Source organism: Saccharothrix sp. NBAS 001 (genome assembly GCF_056640475.1).
Genome location: NZ_CM153251.1, coordinates 7,221,266 through 7,235,314, shown reverse-complemented (window position 1 = coordinate 7,235,314; position 14,049 = coordinate 7,221,266). Strand labels below are relative to the sequence as shown.

The 14,049-nt window shown below is 72.5% G+C and carries 12 protein-coding genes; 4 read left to right on the top strand and 8 right to left on the bottom strand.

The features are described from left to right. The first annotated feature begins 73 nt into the window (after positions 1 to 73). Both AC0HI0_RS31210 and AC0HI0_RS31205 read left to right on the top strand, forming a co-directional pair. On the top strand, positions 74 to 997 hold the full coding sequence (locus tag AC0HI0_RS31210) for a DMT family transporter (protein WP_480927082.1): 924 nt from the start codon (positions 74 to 76) through the stop codon (positions 995 to 997). A 183-nt stretch (positions 998 to 1,180) separates the two neighbouring features. After that, positions 1,181 to 1,591 carry an SsgA family sporulation/cell division regulator gene (locus AC0HI0_RS31205; RefSeq protein ID WP_015105167.1) on the top strand — a complete coding sequence of 137 codons (411 nt, stop codon included), beginning with the start codon at positions 1,181 to 1,183 and terminating at the stop codon, positions 1,589 to 1,591. A gap of 316 nt (positions 1,592 to 1,907) precedes the next feature. Here the strand turns inward: AC0HI0_RS31205 and AC0HI0_RS31200 are convergent, their stop codons facing one another. The 6 genes from AC0HI0_RS31200 to AC0HI0_RS31175 all read right to left on the bottom strand — a co-directional run bounded on the left by AC0HI0_RS31200 (position 1,908) and on the right by AC0HI0_RS31175 (position 8,784). Beyond that, the gene (locus AC0HI0_RS31200; RefSeq protein WP_480927081.1) at positions 1,908 to 3,494 is read right to left on the bottom strand and encodes a serine/threonine-protein kinase; all 1,587 of its coding nucleotides are present in this window, start codon (positions 3,492 to 3,494) and stop codon (positions 1,908 to 1,910) included. A gap of 115 nt (positions 3,495 to 3,609) precedes the next feature. Further along, complete coding sequence (locus AC0HI0_RS31195) at positions 3,610 to 4,929, bottom strand: serine/threonine-protein kinase (protein WP_480927080.1); 1,320 nt, start codon at positions 4,927 to 4,929, stop codon at positions 3,610 to 3,612. Positions 4,930 to 5,289: 360 nt separating this feature from the next. After that, complete coding sequence (locus tag AC0HI0_RS31190; RefSeq protein ID WP_480927079.1) at positions 5,290 to 6,108, bottom strand: hypothetical protein; 819 nt, start codon at positions 6,106 to 6,108, stop codon at positions 5,290 to 5,292. Positions 6,109 to 6,267: 159 nt separating this feature from the next. Beyond that, positions 6,268 to 6,999: a hypothetical protein gene (locus AC0HI0_RS31185; RefSeq protein ID WP_480927078.1), complete on the bottom strand. Its 732-nt coding sequence runs from the start codon at positions 6,997 to 6,999 to the stop codon at positions 6,268 to 6,270. A 299-nt stretch (positions 7,000 to 7,298) separates the two neighbouring features. Further along, positions 7,299 to 8,264 carry a hypothetical protein gene (locus AC0HI0_RS31180; protein ID WP_480927077.1) on the bottom strand — a complete coding sequence of 322 codons (966 nt, stop codon included), beginning with the start codon at positions 8,262 to 8,264 and terminating at the stop codon, positions 7,299 to 7,301. A gap of 199 nt (positions 8,265 to 8,463) precedes the next feature. Further along, positions 8,464 to 8,784 carry a hypothetical protein gene (locus AC0HI0_RS31175; RefSeq protein ID WP_480927076.1) on the bottom strand — a complete coding sequence of 107 codons (321 nt, stop codon included), beginning with the start codon at positions 8,782 to 8,784 and terminating at the stop codon, positions 8,464 to 8,466. Positions 8,785 to 8,848: 64 nt separating this feature from the next. Here AC0HI0_RS31175 and AC0HI0_RS31170 point away from each other — a divergent pair, with 64 nt between their 5' ends. Beyond that, positions 8,849 to 9,916 (top strand): arginase family protein, encoded by a 1,068-nt coding sequence (locus tag AC0HI0_RS31170; RefSeq protein ID WP_480927075.1) that lies wholly within the window; start codon positions 8,849 to 8,851, stop codon positions 9,914 to 9,916. Here AC0HI0_RS31170 and AC0HI0_RS31165 read toward each other — a convergent pair. Then, positions 9,885 to 10,154 (bottom strand): chorismate mutase, encoded by a 270-nt coding sequence (locus AC0HI0_RS31165; protein WP_480927074.1) that lies wholly within the window; start codon positions 10,152 to 10,154, stop codon positions 9,885 to 9,887. The genes AC0HI0_RS31170 and AC0HI0_RS31165 overlap by 32 nt on opposite strands. 231 nt (positions 10,155 to 10,385) lie before the next feature. Here AC0HI0_RS31165 and pcrA point away from each other — a divergent pair, with 231 nt between their 5' ends. Then, positions 10,386 to 12,704, top strand: a complete 2,319-nt coding sequence (gene pcrA / locus AC0HI0_RS31160; RefSeq protein WP_480927073.1) for a DNA helicase PcrA — start codon at positions 10,386 to 10,388, stop codon at positions 12,702 to 12,704. On the opposite strand, the gene AC0HI0_RS31155 is transcribed toward pcrA, so the two are convergent. Then, the gene (locus tag AC0HI0_RS31155; protein WP_480927072.1) at positions 12,667 to 14,010 is read right to left on the bottom strand and encodes an MFS transporter; all 1,344 of its coding nucleotides are present in this window, start codon (positions 14,008 to 14,010) and stop codon (positions 12,667 to 12,669) included. The two genes, pcrA and AC0HI0_RS31155, sit on opposite strands and share 38 nt — an antisense overlap. Positions 14,011 to 14,049: the final 39 nt, after the last annotated feature.

Genomic DNA, 14,049 nt, shown 5'->3' with positions numbered 1-14,049 from the left:
CGCGATCGTACAGCTGAGCTTAAGCATCGTGCAGTTCTATTCACTTGTCCTGATGCTTCGCGTGCCGCAAAGTATGTCTGTGAACAGACCCGGCACGCTGGTCAGGATGGGTGTCCTCGCCCTGCTCTGGGGTTCCAGCTTCCTGTGGATCAAGATCGCCCTGACCGGGCTGTCGCCGGTGCAGATCGCGCTGGTCCGCACGGTGCTCGGCGCGGCCGTGCTGGTCGTGCTGGTCTACACCCGGGGTCAGCGGCTGCCGTCGGGCAAGGGCATCTGGGGGCACTTGGCGGTCGCCGCGGTCTTCGGCAACGTGATCCCGTTCGTGCTGTTCGCGGTGGGGGAGCAGACCGTCGACTCGGGCGTGGCGGGCGTGCTGAACGCCACCACGCCGCTGTGGGCGCTCGCCCTGGGCCTGCTGCTCGGCTTCGAGCGGCGGCGCAACACCGCCCGCCTGGCCGGGCTCGTGCTGGGCTTCGCGGGCACCCTGCTGATCTTCGCGCCGTGGGAGAAGGCCGGCCTGGCGAGCTGGGGCGCGCTGGCGTGCCTGGCCGCCGCGGCCTCCTACGCGGTCAGCTACACCTACATCGGCCGCACGATCTCCGGGCGCGGCCTGTCGTCCATCCAGCTCTCGTCGGCCCAGCTGGTCACCGCGAGCGGCCTGACCGTGCTGGTGCTGCCGGTCGGCGGCCTGGCCGAGACCCACCTGAGCTGGCAGGCGCTGGTGGCGGTCGGGATCCTCGGCGTCTTCGGCACCGGCGCGGCGTTCGTCATCAACTACCGGCTGATCGAGGACGAGGGCCCCACGAACGCCACGACGGTCGGCTACCTGCTGCCCGTGGTGTCGGTGCTGCTGGGCGCGGCGTTCCTCGGCGAGGACCTCAACGCCCGGGTCGTGGCGGGCATGGTCGTGGTCCTGGTGGGGGTCGCGCTGACCCGCCGGCAGCCCGCGACGGCGATCATCCCGGTCGAACCGGAACCCGCGACTACGCACAAGTGACCTGCGATAACCCTGGGTTACCCGCCGGTATCGGCCAACTGAGACAGCCGAACTGGGCAAACGGGTGGACCTGAGACCCAGGTCTCCCCCGATAGCGTGGTATTGGCCCGAACCACGTCCCGATCGGCCTTCTCGGACGTCTCCTCTCCAAGAGAGGGATGAACACGGGAAGGACTCCACACCATGAGCGCCGAGAGCATCACCGCGAGCACCACGTTCCACCTTCTGGTTCCGGGGGTCGCGCCGGCACCGGTGGAAGCCGAACTGCACTACGAGCCGGAGGACCCCTACGCGGTCGCCGTGCTCTTCCACACCGGGCAGGGCAAGGTCGAGTGGATCTTCGCCCGCGACCTGCTGGCGGACGGGCTGCTCACGCCGTCCGGCGAGGGCGACATCCTGGTGCGGCCGGCCGCCGACGACCCCGAGCGGGTCCTGCTGGAGCTGAACGCGCCCACCGGCTTCGCGATCCTGTCGGCCCAGGCCGAGGACATCGCCGAGTTCCTGGACCTCACCTACGACGTGGTCCAGCCCGGCGAAGAGGACCTGTGGATCGACTTCGACCGCGAGCTGGCCAAGCTGGTCTCCACCAACTGACCCGGCCGCCCGCCTTCGTTCGGGTGCGACAGGGGGCCTGGGGGACGGTAGGCGGCCGGTACCGGCCGGTCGAGCGGAACGGCGGCGGCGCGAGTGCCGCCCGGCGGGCGCGCGACGCGGTGCTGGACCGCGCAGACGGGGGTGAAGCAGCTGTACCGGCCCGGATCGGGGAACCCGGGCCGACGGGGGACGTGAGCCATCGGGGGACGTGGGCCGGAGCCCGGACGTGGCGGGCAGCGCCTACCGGGACGTGACACCGCAGACCTGCTCCGGGCAGGCCCGCGCCGCCCGTGATCGCCGTCCGGAACGACCCGCGCTACGCCTTGCCCAGTGGCTGGTCCTTGGCGATGAACAGGCCCTGGTTCTCCCACTTGAGCACGATCAGCTTGCGCTCGCGGGACACCGAGTCGTCCTTCATCCGGTACGCGACCTCGATCTCGTACGCGTACGGCTCGTTGATCTTCAGGTTGGTCAGCTCGACCGACTTGACCTGGCTCCACCAGCTCTTGTAGCCCTCAAGCCCGCCGCTGACGCCCTTCATCTCGGCGGTCAGCCGGTTGAAGCCGTCCTCCGCGTTCGCGGGCATCAGCGCGAAGTAGTCGCGGATCGCCTGCTCCTGCTGGTCCGGCGTCGGGTCCGTGGTGATCTTCGGCGGCGGGGTGGCCGCCTTCTTGGTGGTCGACGCCGACGGCTCGCCACCCGCCGCGGGCTGGGTCGCGGTCGTGGTCTGGCCGGCCTGGTTGTCGCCGCCGCCACCGCGCGACAGCATGCTCGCCAGCAGGATGCCGACCACGGCGGCGGCCGCGATGGCCAGCGCGGTGACCACGGTCGACCGCTTGCTCTTCATCGGCCCGCGACCCGCCTGCTTGGGCTCGCGACGCGGCGCGGCGGCCGGGCGCTGGGGCGGCGGCAGCGCGTTCGAGGGACGCGGCGGGGTCGGCACGGGGGCCACCCTCGTCGCGGCCGGCGCGGGCGCGACCGCCCGGGTCGCCGCGGCCTGCGGCTGCTTCTGCTGCACGGGCGCGCCCTGCCACGACGGCGGGTGGGTCTGCGGCAGCGCCACCGGGAACTCCGGCGCGGCCCGCCCGGCGGCCACCGCCGCGAGCGCCTCCTTGGCCTCGGCCATGGTCGGCCGGTCCTCCGGCTCGGCGCGCAGCAGGCGCATCAGCAGCGCGGTCAGCGGGCCGGCCTGCTTGGGCGGCGTGACCTTGCCCGACGCGACCTGGTGCAGCAGCGCGATGGTGTTCTCGTTCAGGCCGAACGGGGGCATCCCCTCGATCGCCGCGTACAGCGTCGAGCCCAGCGAGAACACGTCCGAGGGCGGGCCCGGGTCGTAGCCCTTGGCGACCTCCGGGGCCAGGTACGCGGGCGTGCCCGCGAGCATCCCGGTGGCGGTCACCGTCACGTCGCCGGTCGCCCGGGAGATGCCGAAGTCGGTGATCTTGACCGTGCCCTCGTTGCCGAGCAGCACGTTGCCGGGCTTGATGTCGCGGTGCACGATGCCCGCGATGTGCGCGGCGGCCAGCGCCGAGGCGACCTGCGAGCCGATCGACGCCACGTCGCGGGGCGGCAGCGTGCCGCGCTCGGACAGCACCGTGGACAGGCTCTTGGACGGCAGGTACTCCATCACCAGCCACGGCTGGCCGTCGTCCTCGGCCACGTCGTAGACCGCGATCGCGTGCGGGTGCTGGAGGCGGGCCGCGATCCGGCCCTCGCGCATCGCGCGCCGCTTCGCCTCGTCGGTGTCCGCCTCGGCCAAGCCGGGCTGGAGCAGCAGCTGCTTGACCGCGACGGTGCGGTGCAGGCGCTCGTCGTGCGCCTGCCAGACGATGCCCATCGCTCCGCTGCCGATCCGGTGGCCCAGTCGGTAGCGGCCGGCAACCAGGCGGCCATCGTCGGTCACAGGTGCTCCAAAGCTAGCTCGGGCTGGTCAAGGGGCGAACACCGGTGACATCGCCACTGCCGCGGGGACGTTGCTCGTCACCCGATCGGGTTCGTCGTCCACCTTACGAGGTTTGCTACCCGCCTTGGGGCTGCGCGCTCGTTGTCGTCGCGGCCGGCGGCGTCGTGGTCGACGAGGGAGTCGTCGGCTTCGGCGTCGTGGTCGTCGTCGTGGTGGTGGTCGTCGTGGTCGTTGTCGTGGTGGTCGTGGTGGTGGTCGTGGGTTCTTCGGTGGTCGTGCGCGGCGGCTCTGTGGTGGTCGTCACAGCGGCCGTCGTGGTCGTCGTCGGGGCGGTGCTGGAGGTGCTGTTGGTGACCAGCGGCGCCTGCGGGTTCTTGCTGTCGAACGCGCCGAGCAGCACCAGCAGGAAGCCGATCAGCAGCAGGCAGCCCAGCACCACGGCCGCGATCACCAGCGGCCGGGTGTTGTTCGGCTCGGGCGGCGGGGCCACCGGGGCGGTCGGGCCGACCGTGCGCGGCGCGGGCCGGACCACCCGGGTGCGGTCGGCGTCCAGCACGGTCGTCGCGCCCGCCAGGGGCATCGGCGCGGGCGCGAGGCCGCCGAGGCTGGGGTTGCGGCCGTGCGCCACCGCGTTGAGCATGTCGCGGGCCTGGGCCATGGTCGGCCGGTCCGCCGGTTCGTAGTTGAGCAGCACCAGCAGGACGTCGGCCAGCGGGCCGTCGACCGTCGGCGGGTTGATCCGGCCGGCCGCGACCGCGTGCAGCACGCCCAGGGTGTTCTCGCTCAGCCCGAACGGCGGCTCGCCCTCGACGGCCGCGAACAGCGTCGAGCCCAGCGAGAACACGTCGGAGGCGGGCGTCGGGTCCTGGCCGCGCGCGATCTCCGGCGCGAGGTAGGCGGGCGTGCCCGCGATCAGGCCGGTCTTGGTCACCGTGACGTCGTCGCTGGCCCGGGAGATGCCGAAGTCGGTGATCTTGACCAGGCCGTTGTCGGCGAGCAGCACGTTGCCCGGCTTCACGTCCCGGTGCACGATGCCCGCCGCGTGGGCGGCGGCCAGCGCGGCGGCGGCCTGCGCGCCGATCTGGGCGACCTCGATCGGATCCAGCGGGCCGTGCTCGGCCATCGTGTCGGCCAGGCTGCTGGACGGCAGGTACTCCATGACCAGGCACGGAGCGCCGTTCTCCTCCACCACGTCGTACACCGCGATGGCGTTCGGGTGGTGCAGCTTGGCCGCGATCCGGCCCTCGCGCATGGCGCGCTGGATCGCCTCGTCCTGCTCGGTGGCGTCGAGGCTGGGCTGGAGCAGCAGTTCCTTAATGGCCACGATCCGGCCGAGGCGCTCGTCCTGGGCCCGCCAGACGATGCCCATGGCACCGCTGCCGATCCGGTCCAGGAAGCGGTAGCGCTCGGCGATCAGCCGGCCGTCGGCGCTCACCCGACCACCTCGCTGGGGCGCTGCGGGACCGCGGCAAGGGCAGCAGGTCTCACGCTCGGGCTCCTCGTCGTGCGGATCGGTGCGCGGACAGCCTACCCCGGCGGTGACTACGGCTTTCGGACCGTTGCGCAGGTCACGCGAGCTACGTCCGGACCGGGAAGGGATACCCGAATACGCCGGAGGAAGCCACCTGTTCGGGTGAAGATCGCGGCATTTGAGTCCGAACGGCCCAGTCCGGGCACACCGAGCGGCCCTCGTTTTCCGGAACGTCCCCGCCCCGGATCGGGCCGGCACCGGGCCCTCGCGGGCCGGGCGCGCGCCGGGTCGGCGAGCGGGATCGCGTCCGGGCGGGCGAGGCGACTACGCGGCGGGCGAGAAGAAGTCGAAGCCGCCGAGCGGGTCGAGGATGCCGCCGAGGTCGAGGCCGATGCCGGGCGTGGAGGGCGCGGTCGAGGAGGGCGGCGTCGAGGAGGGCGGCGTGCTCACGCCCGAGGACGGGGCCGGGGTGGCGTTGCCGGAGGACGGCGGCGGGACCTCGGACGTCGTGGGCGGGGTGGTCGTGGCCGGCGGCGGCACCTGGGTGGTCGGCGGGGCCGTCGTGGTGGGCGGCTGCTCGACCGGCGGCGGGGCCTGCTCGGTCGTGGTCGTGGTGGGCGCCGGGGCGGGCTGCTGGGTGGCCCGGGGGCGCTGGGTGGAGGTCTGGGCGGGCGCGGTGGTGGTCGGCGCCTCGGTGGTCTCCTCCGCGACCGGCTGGGCCTGCTGCGGTTTCGCGGCGGCCGCGGCCAGGTCGTTGCCGAGGGTGCTGGTGCTGCGGGCGGCCTGGCGGTTGTCGTAGCGGACCTCGGCCAGCGGGCGCTCGTCGGGCGAGGTCAGCAGGTTCGTGGCGGTGAACGCGACCGCGCCGGCCAGCACCACGCCGCCGCCGGCCATCGCGACCAGCTTCGGCACCGAGAAACCGCCGCCGCGCTCCTCCTCGCCGGCGCGGCCTTCGCGGCGCAGCAGCTCGGTGATGTGCAGTTCGCGGCCGGACAGGTTCGCCTGCGGCTTGAACCGGATCGTCGGCTCGTCGGTGATCCGCGGGATCGGCTGCGTCTCCGCCTCGCGCCTGGCGATCAGGTCGGCGACCGACAGCTTGGCCGTCGTGCCATCCTGTCGACGGCGGTTGTCGTCGTTCGACACCGGAGTTCACCTTTCCCGGAAGTGTGCGTTGAGCTACCAACCGGGAACATGGATACCGAATCGTGACCGACTCCGTAACCCCTTTGGGGGAAGTTTCCTCGTCAAGAACCTTACTAATCGACGCTGAGTGAGATTCGATCTCAAGATCGTCACACAGGGTCAGCTGCGTTGGGCCGAAAGGACCTCTGTCCCGACGATGCGCGGCGGGCTCGTGTCGGTCAGCCGGAACCGCTGCTCGACCCGCAGCCACCGCCCGGACCGCTCCTGCATGGACACCGCGGCGTGCACCGCGCCGTCCGGTTGCAGGGTGGTCGACTCGATGGTGATGGCCTGGATGCCGCTCCACGACGCGACGAACTCGCGGGGGCTCCCGCCGACCAGGTCCGGGGCCAGCAGCCGGGCCGCTTCGGCGGGCTTGGCGGGCAGCAGCTCGTAGAACTGCCGCACCACGTCCACCTGCGGTTTCGACCTGGTCGCGGCCTCCCTGGGCGGCACGACGGGGCTGTCGGGCTCCATCGGCACCTCCGGCAGCTCGGCCTCCGGCACGGAGCGGGGCAGGACCGGGACGACCTCGCGCGGCCCGGCCAGGCGCGCGGCGAGCGCGTCCGGCCGCAGCGCGGAGGACCCGGTGATCTCGGCGGCCGGGGCGACGACCGGTGGTGTGGGACCGCCGTCCCGGTTCTGGACCAGGATCGCGGCGGCGGTGACGGAGACCAGCAGCACCAGCGCGCCGGTGGTCAGGCCCGCGACCCGGGCCGCCCGGTTGGACGGTCTGGGCGGTGCCTGGTGGGCGGGCTCCCCGGAGAAGTCGGCGACCAGGTCGTGGGTGGCGGTCTGGTCCCGGGCCGGCGCGCGCGACGGGGTGCGCTGCTTCCGGATGAGTTCGGCCACCGAGACCGAACCCGCGCGGCTGTGCCGGCGACCGCTCGTCGTAGGGCGCTGCACTGGCGACTCCCTCGTACCTGATGGCGTCAGCGAGAACTCATACCGCGCTTCACCAGCGGAAAGCCACGAGTACGGAGGGGTTCACCCTTTCGTGGCGGCCAGCGGTACGACGCTGTCCCTCGATCAGGCGATCAAGTACGGAGAGGTAGGGGGCTGTACGTTCGCGAACGACCGTTGGGCGTCGCCGGGAGGCCGTTCGACGTCGGCCGCCGAATTCGGTATCCGACCGCCGGCCCGGAGCCCGGCTACGCGCCGCCGACCAGCCGCTCGCCGTTGATCAACGGCTCGCCGGCCGTGGTGAAGTTCAGCTCGCGCCGCTCGGTCGTGGTGCTGCCGTCCTTCTTCGTCACGTTCAGCGTGCTGACGGTGACCCCGGACGCCGGGTCCACCGAGATCGCGGTGACCTGGATCAGCGAGACGTCCGAGAACCGCCGCTCCACCAGGGCCTCGGCGTCCGGCCGGAACACGTCGGCCACCATCGCCATCGCGGTGTTCGCGTCGGCCACCATCTGCTCGAAGAACCGCTCGGTGCGCAACGCGATCGCGGCCCCGTCGACCACCGGCTTCGCGTCGCCGGGCACCGTGGTCACGGTCGGCGCGGAGGACGGGCCGGTGGTCCCGGCGGGCTTGCCGGGCTTCCCGCCCGGACGCGCGCCGGTCGACGCGTCGCCGGCGCTGCCGCCGGGCGAGGTCGGCGCCACGGGCGCGCCCCCGGTGCCGGTGCGGCTCTCGCCGGGGGCCCGGACCACCGCCTGCTCGGCGGGCAGCCGGTCCGGCCGGACCGCGCCGGTCGGCGGCGGTGTCGTGGCGCTGGTGCCGAAACCGGTGATCAGCGGGCTCGCGGTCGGGTAGCCGGGCATCCCGATGCGCTCCTCGGGCGTGTCCGCGCCGACCAGCTTGGCCGCCGCGTACGCCAGGCCCACCAGCACCGCGGCCGACGACACGACGGCGAACCAGGCGGCCCGCTTCCAGGTGCGCGGCGGCGTCACCGAGGCGGGCACCAGGCCGATGTTGAACTTGCGCAGGCCGACCGCGTCGGTGTCGACCAGCGGGTCGCGGGTGCGCTGCGCCGGCACCGCGCCGGGCCGGACGACCGGCTTCGCGTGCGGGGCGGGCGCGCTGCCGGGCCGCCCGTCCAGCGGCAGCCAGATGGCCCCGCCCTCGTGCTCCAGCCGGTGCCTGCCAGACCGTTCCGGTTCCCCGATGTCCATACCTGTTGTGATCCCTCCCACCCCCGGACCTGACGCGACTCGGGCCGCAGTTCACCTGTTCAGGCGCAGGGAGTCGGGGGTGGGACGTCGAAAACCCCGCGCCTACCTCAGGGTAGGTGCAGGGTTCGGCGGTGGCTGGACGGGTCAGCCGGATGGCACAACGTCACACCCGACTGTGTGAAGTTCGGGTTCCAGGTCTTCAGTTCCCGCTGTTCAGCTTCTTGCGGCTGCTCTGCAACGCGTTCGTCGCGGCCAGACCGGCTCCACCGGCGATCAGCGCGCCGATGATGTCGCCGGACACGCTCCCACCCGACGTGATCAGCAGACCGATCAGAGCCACCACCGTGGTGACGCCGGCGACCGTCCAGCGACTGCGCACGTACTGCGCGATCGGCGCGCCGGCCGCCCGCTTGGACTTCGCGGCCGAACCCAGCATGGCCAGGTAGCCGTCGTGCGCGAGCGTGGCGAGCACGCCGAGGATTGCGATGAGGCCCGTGATGAGACCGATGACTCCGCCCATGTGTCCAGTGTGCCTGCGCTTTTTCGGTTTGGCCCATGGGTGATCGCCCTGATATCCCCCTGGGGTGGAGTTTTTCTGGCACGACGCCTGCTTGGCGCACGACACCGGCCGAGGTCTGTGGGAGCTGCCCGGCGACTGGGCGTGGCTGGACGTGCCCGAGGCGCACCCCGAGAACGCCGACCGGCTGCGCACCTTCCGGCACGCCCTGACCGCGGGCCCGGTCGCGCCGCACCTCACCTGGTCCGAGGGCCGGTTCGCCACCGACGAGGAGCTGGCGCGCGTCCACACGTCCGCATACCTGTCCTATCTATATGGCGCGTGCCACGAGGGCGGGCAGGTGTCCCTGGAGACCAACACGGTCGTGGGCCCCGGCTCGTGGGACGCGATCCGCGCCGCCGCCGGCACCGCGCTGGCCGCGTACGAATCGGTCGCCGCCGGGCGCACCCGCCTGGCGTACGCGCTGGTCCGGCCACCCGGCCACCACGCGCAGCAGGAGCTGGCGGACGGCTACTGCATGGTCAACAACGCCGCCCTGGTCGCCGAGACGGCCCGGCGCGCCGGGCACCGGGTCGCGGTGCTGGACTGGGACGTGCACCACGGCAACGGCACCCAGGACGTGTTCCGGGGCGTGGACGAGGTGCTGACGGTCTCCGTGCACATGCGGCACGGCCCGTGGGGCGCGAACCACGCCCAGACCGGTGGTCCGGAGGAGAGCGACCGGGGCAACCTCAACGTCGAGCTGTCGCTGGGCGCGGGCGACACCGCGTACCGGCGGGCGCTGGACGAACTCGCGCTGCCCGCGATCCGCGAGCACGGCGCGGACTTCCTGGTCTGCGCGTCCGGGTTCGACGGCTCGGCGTTCGACCCGAACGGCAGGCACAACCTGACCGCCGCCGGGTACCGCGACATCGGCCGGCGGGTGGCCGCGCTGGACCTGCCGACCGTGCTCACCCAGGAGGGCGGCTACCTGCGCGGGTACGCCGCCCTGTGCCTGCACGCGCTGGTCGAGGGGCTGGTGGGGGTCGGGCCGCTGCTGGACGACCCCCTCGCGTACCTGCCCGACGACGATCAGCTCGTGGACCTCGACCTGGCCCGCGCGGCTAGCGGCCGAGCGGGCCCCGGCCCAGCTTGAGCAGGATCATCGCCAGGTCGCGACCCTCCGGCCCGAGTTCCCGGTAGCGGTTGAGCACGTCGATCTCGCGGTTGTGCACGATCTTGGTGCCGCCGGCGGCCATCCGCGCCGCGCCGATCGTCCGGGACACCTCCACCCGCCGGTTGACCAGGCGGAGGATCTCCGCGTCCAGGAAGTCGATCTCCTGGCGCAGTGCGTCGATGTCCTCGTTGGCGGGTGCGGTGTCGGTGCTGTTCATCGCTGGTGACCTCTCGACTCTGGCTGGGGAGTCCCGGTCCGGAAGCGGCGAAGCCCCGGAATCCGAGGACTCCGGGGCTTCGTGGGTGGCTTGGCGCGCTAGCGGTCCACGGGAGCCGGAGTCCGGGTCCCGTAGAAAAACTCGAAGTTGACCGAGCGCATGGGCACATCATGCCACAGCCGGCGGATTGCGCGGAGGTCTGTCGGGGGTACCGGGTAACGTGGATCCACGATGAGCGCCTTGTTCGACTTGCCGCCAAGTCCCCCCGATTCCCGGTCCTCCCGGCTGCTGGCCGACCTCAACCCGGCCCAGCGCCGGGCGGTCGAGCACGCCGGCTCGCCGCTGCTGGTCGTCGCGGGCGCGGGCTCGGGCAAGACCCGCGTGCTCACCCGCCGGATCGCCTACCTGCTCGCCGAGCGCAAGGTGCACCCCGGCGAGATCATGGCGATCACCTTCACCAACAAGGCCGCGGCCGAGATGAAGGAGCGGGTCGCCGACCTGGTGGGCGCGCGCGCCCGGTCGATGTGGGTGTCGACGTTCCACTCCATGTGCGTCCGGGTGATGCGCCGCGACGGCAAGACCCTCGGCCTGTCGTCGAGCTTCTCCATCTACGACTCCGACGACACCCGGCGGCTCATCACCCTGGTGGCGCGCGACCTCGACCTGGACCCCAAGCGCTACCCGGCCCGCACCCTCGCCATCCACATCTCGAACCTGAAGAACGAGCTGGTGGACGTCGAGACGGCCAAGGCCCAGGCGGGCAACGACCTGGAGCGCCGGGTCGCCGAGGTCTACGACAGCTACCAGCGCCGGCTCACCGAGTCGAACTCGCTGGACTTCGACGACCTGATCATGCGCACGGTCGAACTCCTGCAGAACTTCCCGGACGTGGCCGAGCACTACCGCCGGCGCTTCCGGCACGTCCTGGTGGACGAGTACCAGGACACCAACCACGCGCAGTACACGCTGGTCCGCGAGTTGGTCGGGACGGGCGAGGGCGGCATCCCGCCGGCCGAGCTGTGCGTCGTGGGCGACGCCGACCAGTCGATCTACGCCTTCCGCGGCGCGACGATCCGCAACATCGTGGAGTTCGAGCGCGACTACCCGCAGGCGACCACCATCCTGCTGGAGCAGAACTACCGCTCCACCCAGCGCATCCTGACCGCCGCGAACGCGGTCATCTCGCGCAACCCGAACCGCCGGGACAAGCGGCTGTGGAGCGACCTGGGCGACGGGGAGAAGATCGTCGGCTACGTCGCGGACAACGAGCACGACGAGGCCGCGTTCGTGGCGCGCGAGATCGACCGGCTGGTCGACGGCGGCGACGCGACCAACGGCGAGATCGCGGTGTTCTACCGCACGAACAACCAGTCCCGGGTGTTCGAGGAGATCTTCATCCGGCTCGGCCTGCCGTACCGGGTGGTCGGCGGCGTCCGGTTCTACGAGCGGCGCGAGGTGCGCGACGCACTGGCCTACCTGCGCGCGCTGGCCAACCCGGACGACACGGTGTCGCTGCGGCGCATCCTCAACGTGCCCAAGCGCGGCATCGGCGACCGCGCGGAGGCGTGCGTGTCGACCTACGCCGAGCGGGAGCGGATCAGCTTCGCGGCGGCGCTGCGGGAGGCCGTGCGCGGCAGGGTGCCGCTGCTCAACCCCCGGTCGCAGAAGGCGATCACCGGGTTCGTCGAGCTGATGGACGAGCTGGGCGAGCTGGTGGAGCGCGGCGACGACGTGGCCGACGTGCTGGAGGCGGTGCTCGACCGCACCGCCTACCGCGCGGAGCTGGAGGCCAGCGAGGACCCGCAGGACCACACCCGGGTGGAGAACCTCAACGAGCTGGTCACGGTGGCCCGCGAGTTCACCGACCTGGGCGCGGCGGCGGAGGCCCCGACCGAGGACGAGGGGCTGCCCGCGGCGGGCTCGCTGGCCGCGTTCCTGGAGCGGGTGTCGCTGGTCGCGGACGCCGACCAGGTGCCGGACGCGGAGTCCGACGGCGTGGTCACGCTGATGACCCTGCACACCGCGAAGGGCCTGGAGTACCCGGTGGTCTTCGGCACCGGCTGGGAGGACGGCGTCTTCCCGCACATGCGCGCCCTGGGCGACCCGGTCGAGCTGGCCGAGGAGCGCCGGCTCGCCTACGTCGGGATCACCCGCGCGCAGCAGCGGCTGTACCTGTCGCGGGCGCTGGTGCGCTCGGCGTGGGGCCAGCCGTCGGCGAACCCGGCGTCCCGGTTCTTCGACGAGATCCCGGCCGAGCTGGTCGAGTGGCGGCGGGTGGAGCCCAAGCGCTCCGCGCCGTCCACCGCGACCACGTGGGGCAGCCGCCGCTCGGACGGCCCCGCCCGGCCGGCGCCCGCGAACAACCAGTGGAAGGACACGCCCGCGCTCAAGCTGGACGTGGGCGACCGGGTCAACCACGACAAGTACGGGCTGGGCAGCGTGGTCGCGGTGGACGGCTCGGGTCCCCGCGCCACCGCCACGATCGACTTCGGCAGCGCGGGGAAGGTCCGGCTCATGCTGATCGGCGGCGTGCCCCTCGTGAAGCTGTGACGGCGGCCAGCAGGGCCGCCGCGGTCGGGAACAGCACGGCGAGGCGGTAGCCCTCCAGCGGCGTGTCGCCGAGGGTCGCCAGGGCGGTCACGCCGGCCACCCCGAGCGCCGCGCCGAACTGGAACGACGTGTTGAGCAGCCCGCCCGCGAGGCCCTGCTCGGCGTCGGCGATCCCGTCCGTGGCGACGATCGTCAGCGGCCCGTAGGCCAGCGCGAAGGCGAACCCGAGCAGCAGCACGCTCGGGAACAGCTGCCAGTAGCCCCAGCCGTGGTCGATCCGCAGGAACAGCGCGAACGCGGCGGTGGCCAGCAGCAGCCCGGCGGTGATCACCCGGGCCAGGCCGAACCGGGCGACCAGGCGCGGGGTGAGCGTCGGCGCGAGCACCGAGTCGATGCCGACCACGAGCAGGGCCAGGCCGGTCTCCAGCGCGGACCAGCCGAGCACCTGCTGGAGGTAGAGCACGGCGACCAGTTGGAAGCCGAAGAACGACGCCGCGAGCAGCAGCGCGGAGACGTTCGCCCGCAGCAGCGGGCCCGAGCGCAGGATCCCGAGGCGCACCAGCGGTTCGGCGGCCCGCCGCTCGATCACCACGAACGCCGCGAGCAGCGCCAGGCCGCCGATCAGCGCGGGCCACACGCCCTCGGCGATGGCCAGCACCACCAGCACCATGCCGCCGGTGACGGTGACCGCGCCCGCCACGTCGAACCGGCCGTGCACCCGGTCGGCGCTCTTGGGGATGGCCCGCACGGAGGCCACCAGGATCACCAGCGCGAGCACGACGGGCGCGAAGAACACCCACCGCCAGTCCACCACCGTGAGCAGCCCGCCGACGACCATGCCGAGCGAGAAGCCGGCCGCGGCGACCCCGCCGTACACCAGGAGGGCCTGATCGCGCCGTGGGCCGCTGAACGTGGTCGTGATGATGGAAAGACCTGCCGGGGTGAGGAAAGCGGCGCTCAGGCCCGTCATGAAGCGGGCGGTGATCAGCACCCAGCCGTCCTGGGCGAACCCGCCGAGGCCGGAGAACACCACGAACACCGCCAGCCAGAACAGGAACACCCGACGCCTGCCGAGCAGGTCCGCCGCCCGGCCGCCGAGCAGCATGAAGCCGCCGTAGCCGAGCACGTACGCGCTCACCACCCACTGGAGGGATCCGGCGGACATGCCCAGCTCCGCCTGGATGGACGGCAGCGCGACGCCCATCATCGAGACGTCGATGCCCTCCAGGAAGATCGCGCCGCACAGCACCAGCAGCAGGCCCCACTCGCGCCCGCTCAGCCGCGCGGCGGTGTCCGTTGTCGCCACAGCTCCACCTTTCTTCTTGCATGTGCATGCAATCCTGAG

Coding starts and splice junctions, on each gene's coding strand:
- AC0HI0_RS31210 (WP_480927082.1), top strand. CDS start 74: ATGTCTGTGAACAGACCCGGCACGCTGGTCAGGATGGGTGTCCTCGCC.
- AC0HI0_RS31205 (WP_015105167.1), top strand. CDS start 1,181: ATGAGCGCCGAGAGCATCACCGCGAGCACCACGTTCCACCTTCTGGTT.
- AC0HI0_RS31180 (WP_480927077.1), bottom strand. CDS start 8,264: ATGGACATCGGGGAACCGGAACGGTCTGGCAGGCACCGGCTGGAGCAC.
- AC0HI0_RS31175 (WP_480927076.1), bottom strand. CDS start 8,784: ATGGGCGGAGTCATCGGTCTCATCACGGGCCTCATCGCAATCCTCGGC.
- AC0HI0_RS31165 (WP_480927074.1), bottom strand. CDS start 10,154: ATGAACAGCACCGACACCGCACCCGCCAACGAGGACATCGACGCACTG.
- pcrA (WP_480927073.1), top strand. CDS start 10,386: ATGAGCGCCTTGTTCGACTTGCCGCCAAGTCCCCCCGATTCCCGGTCC.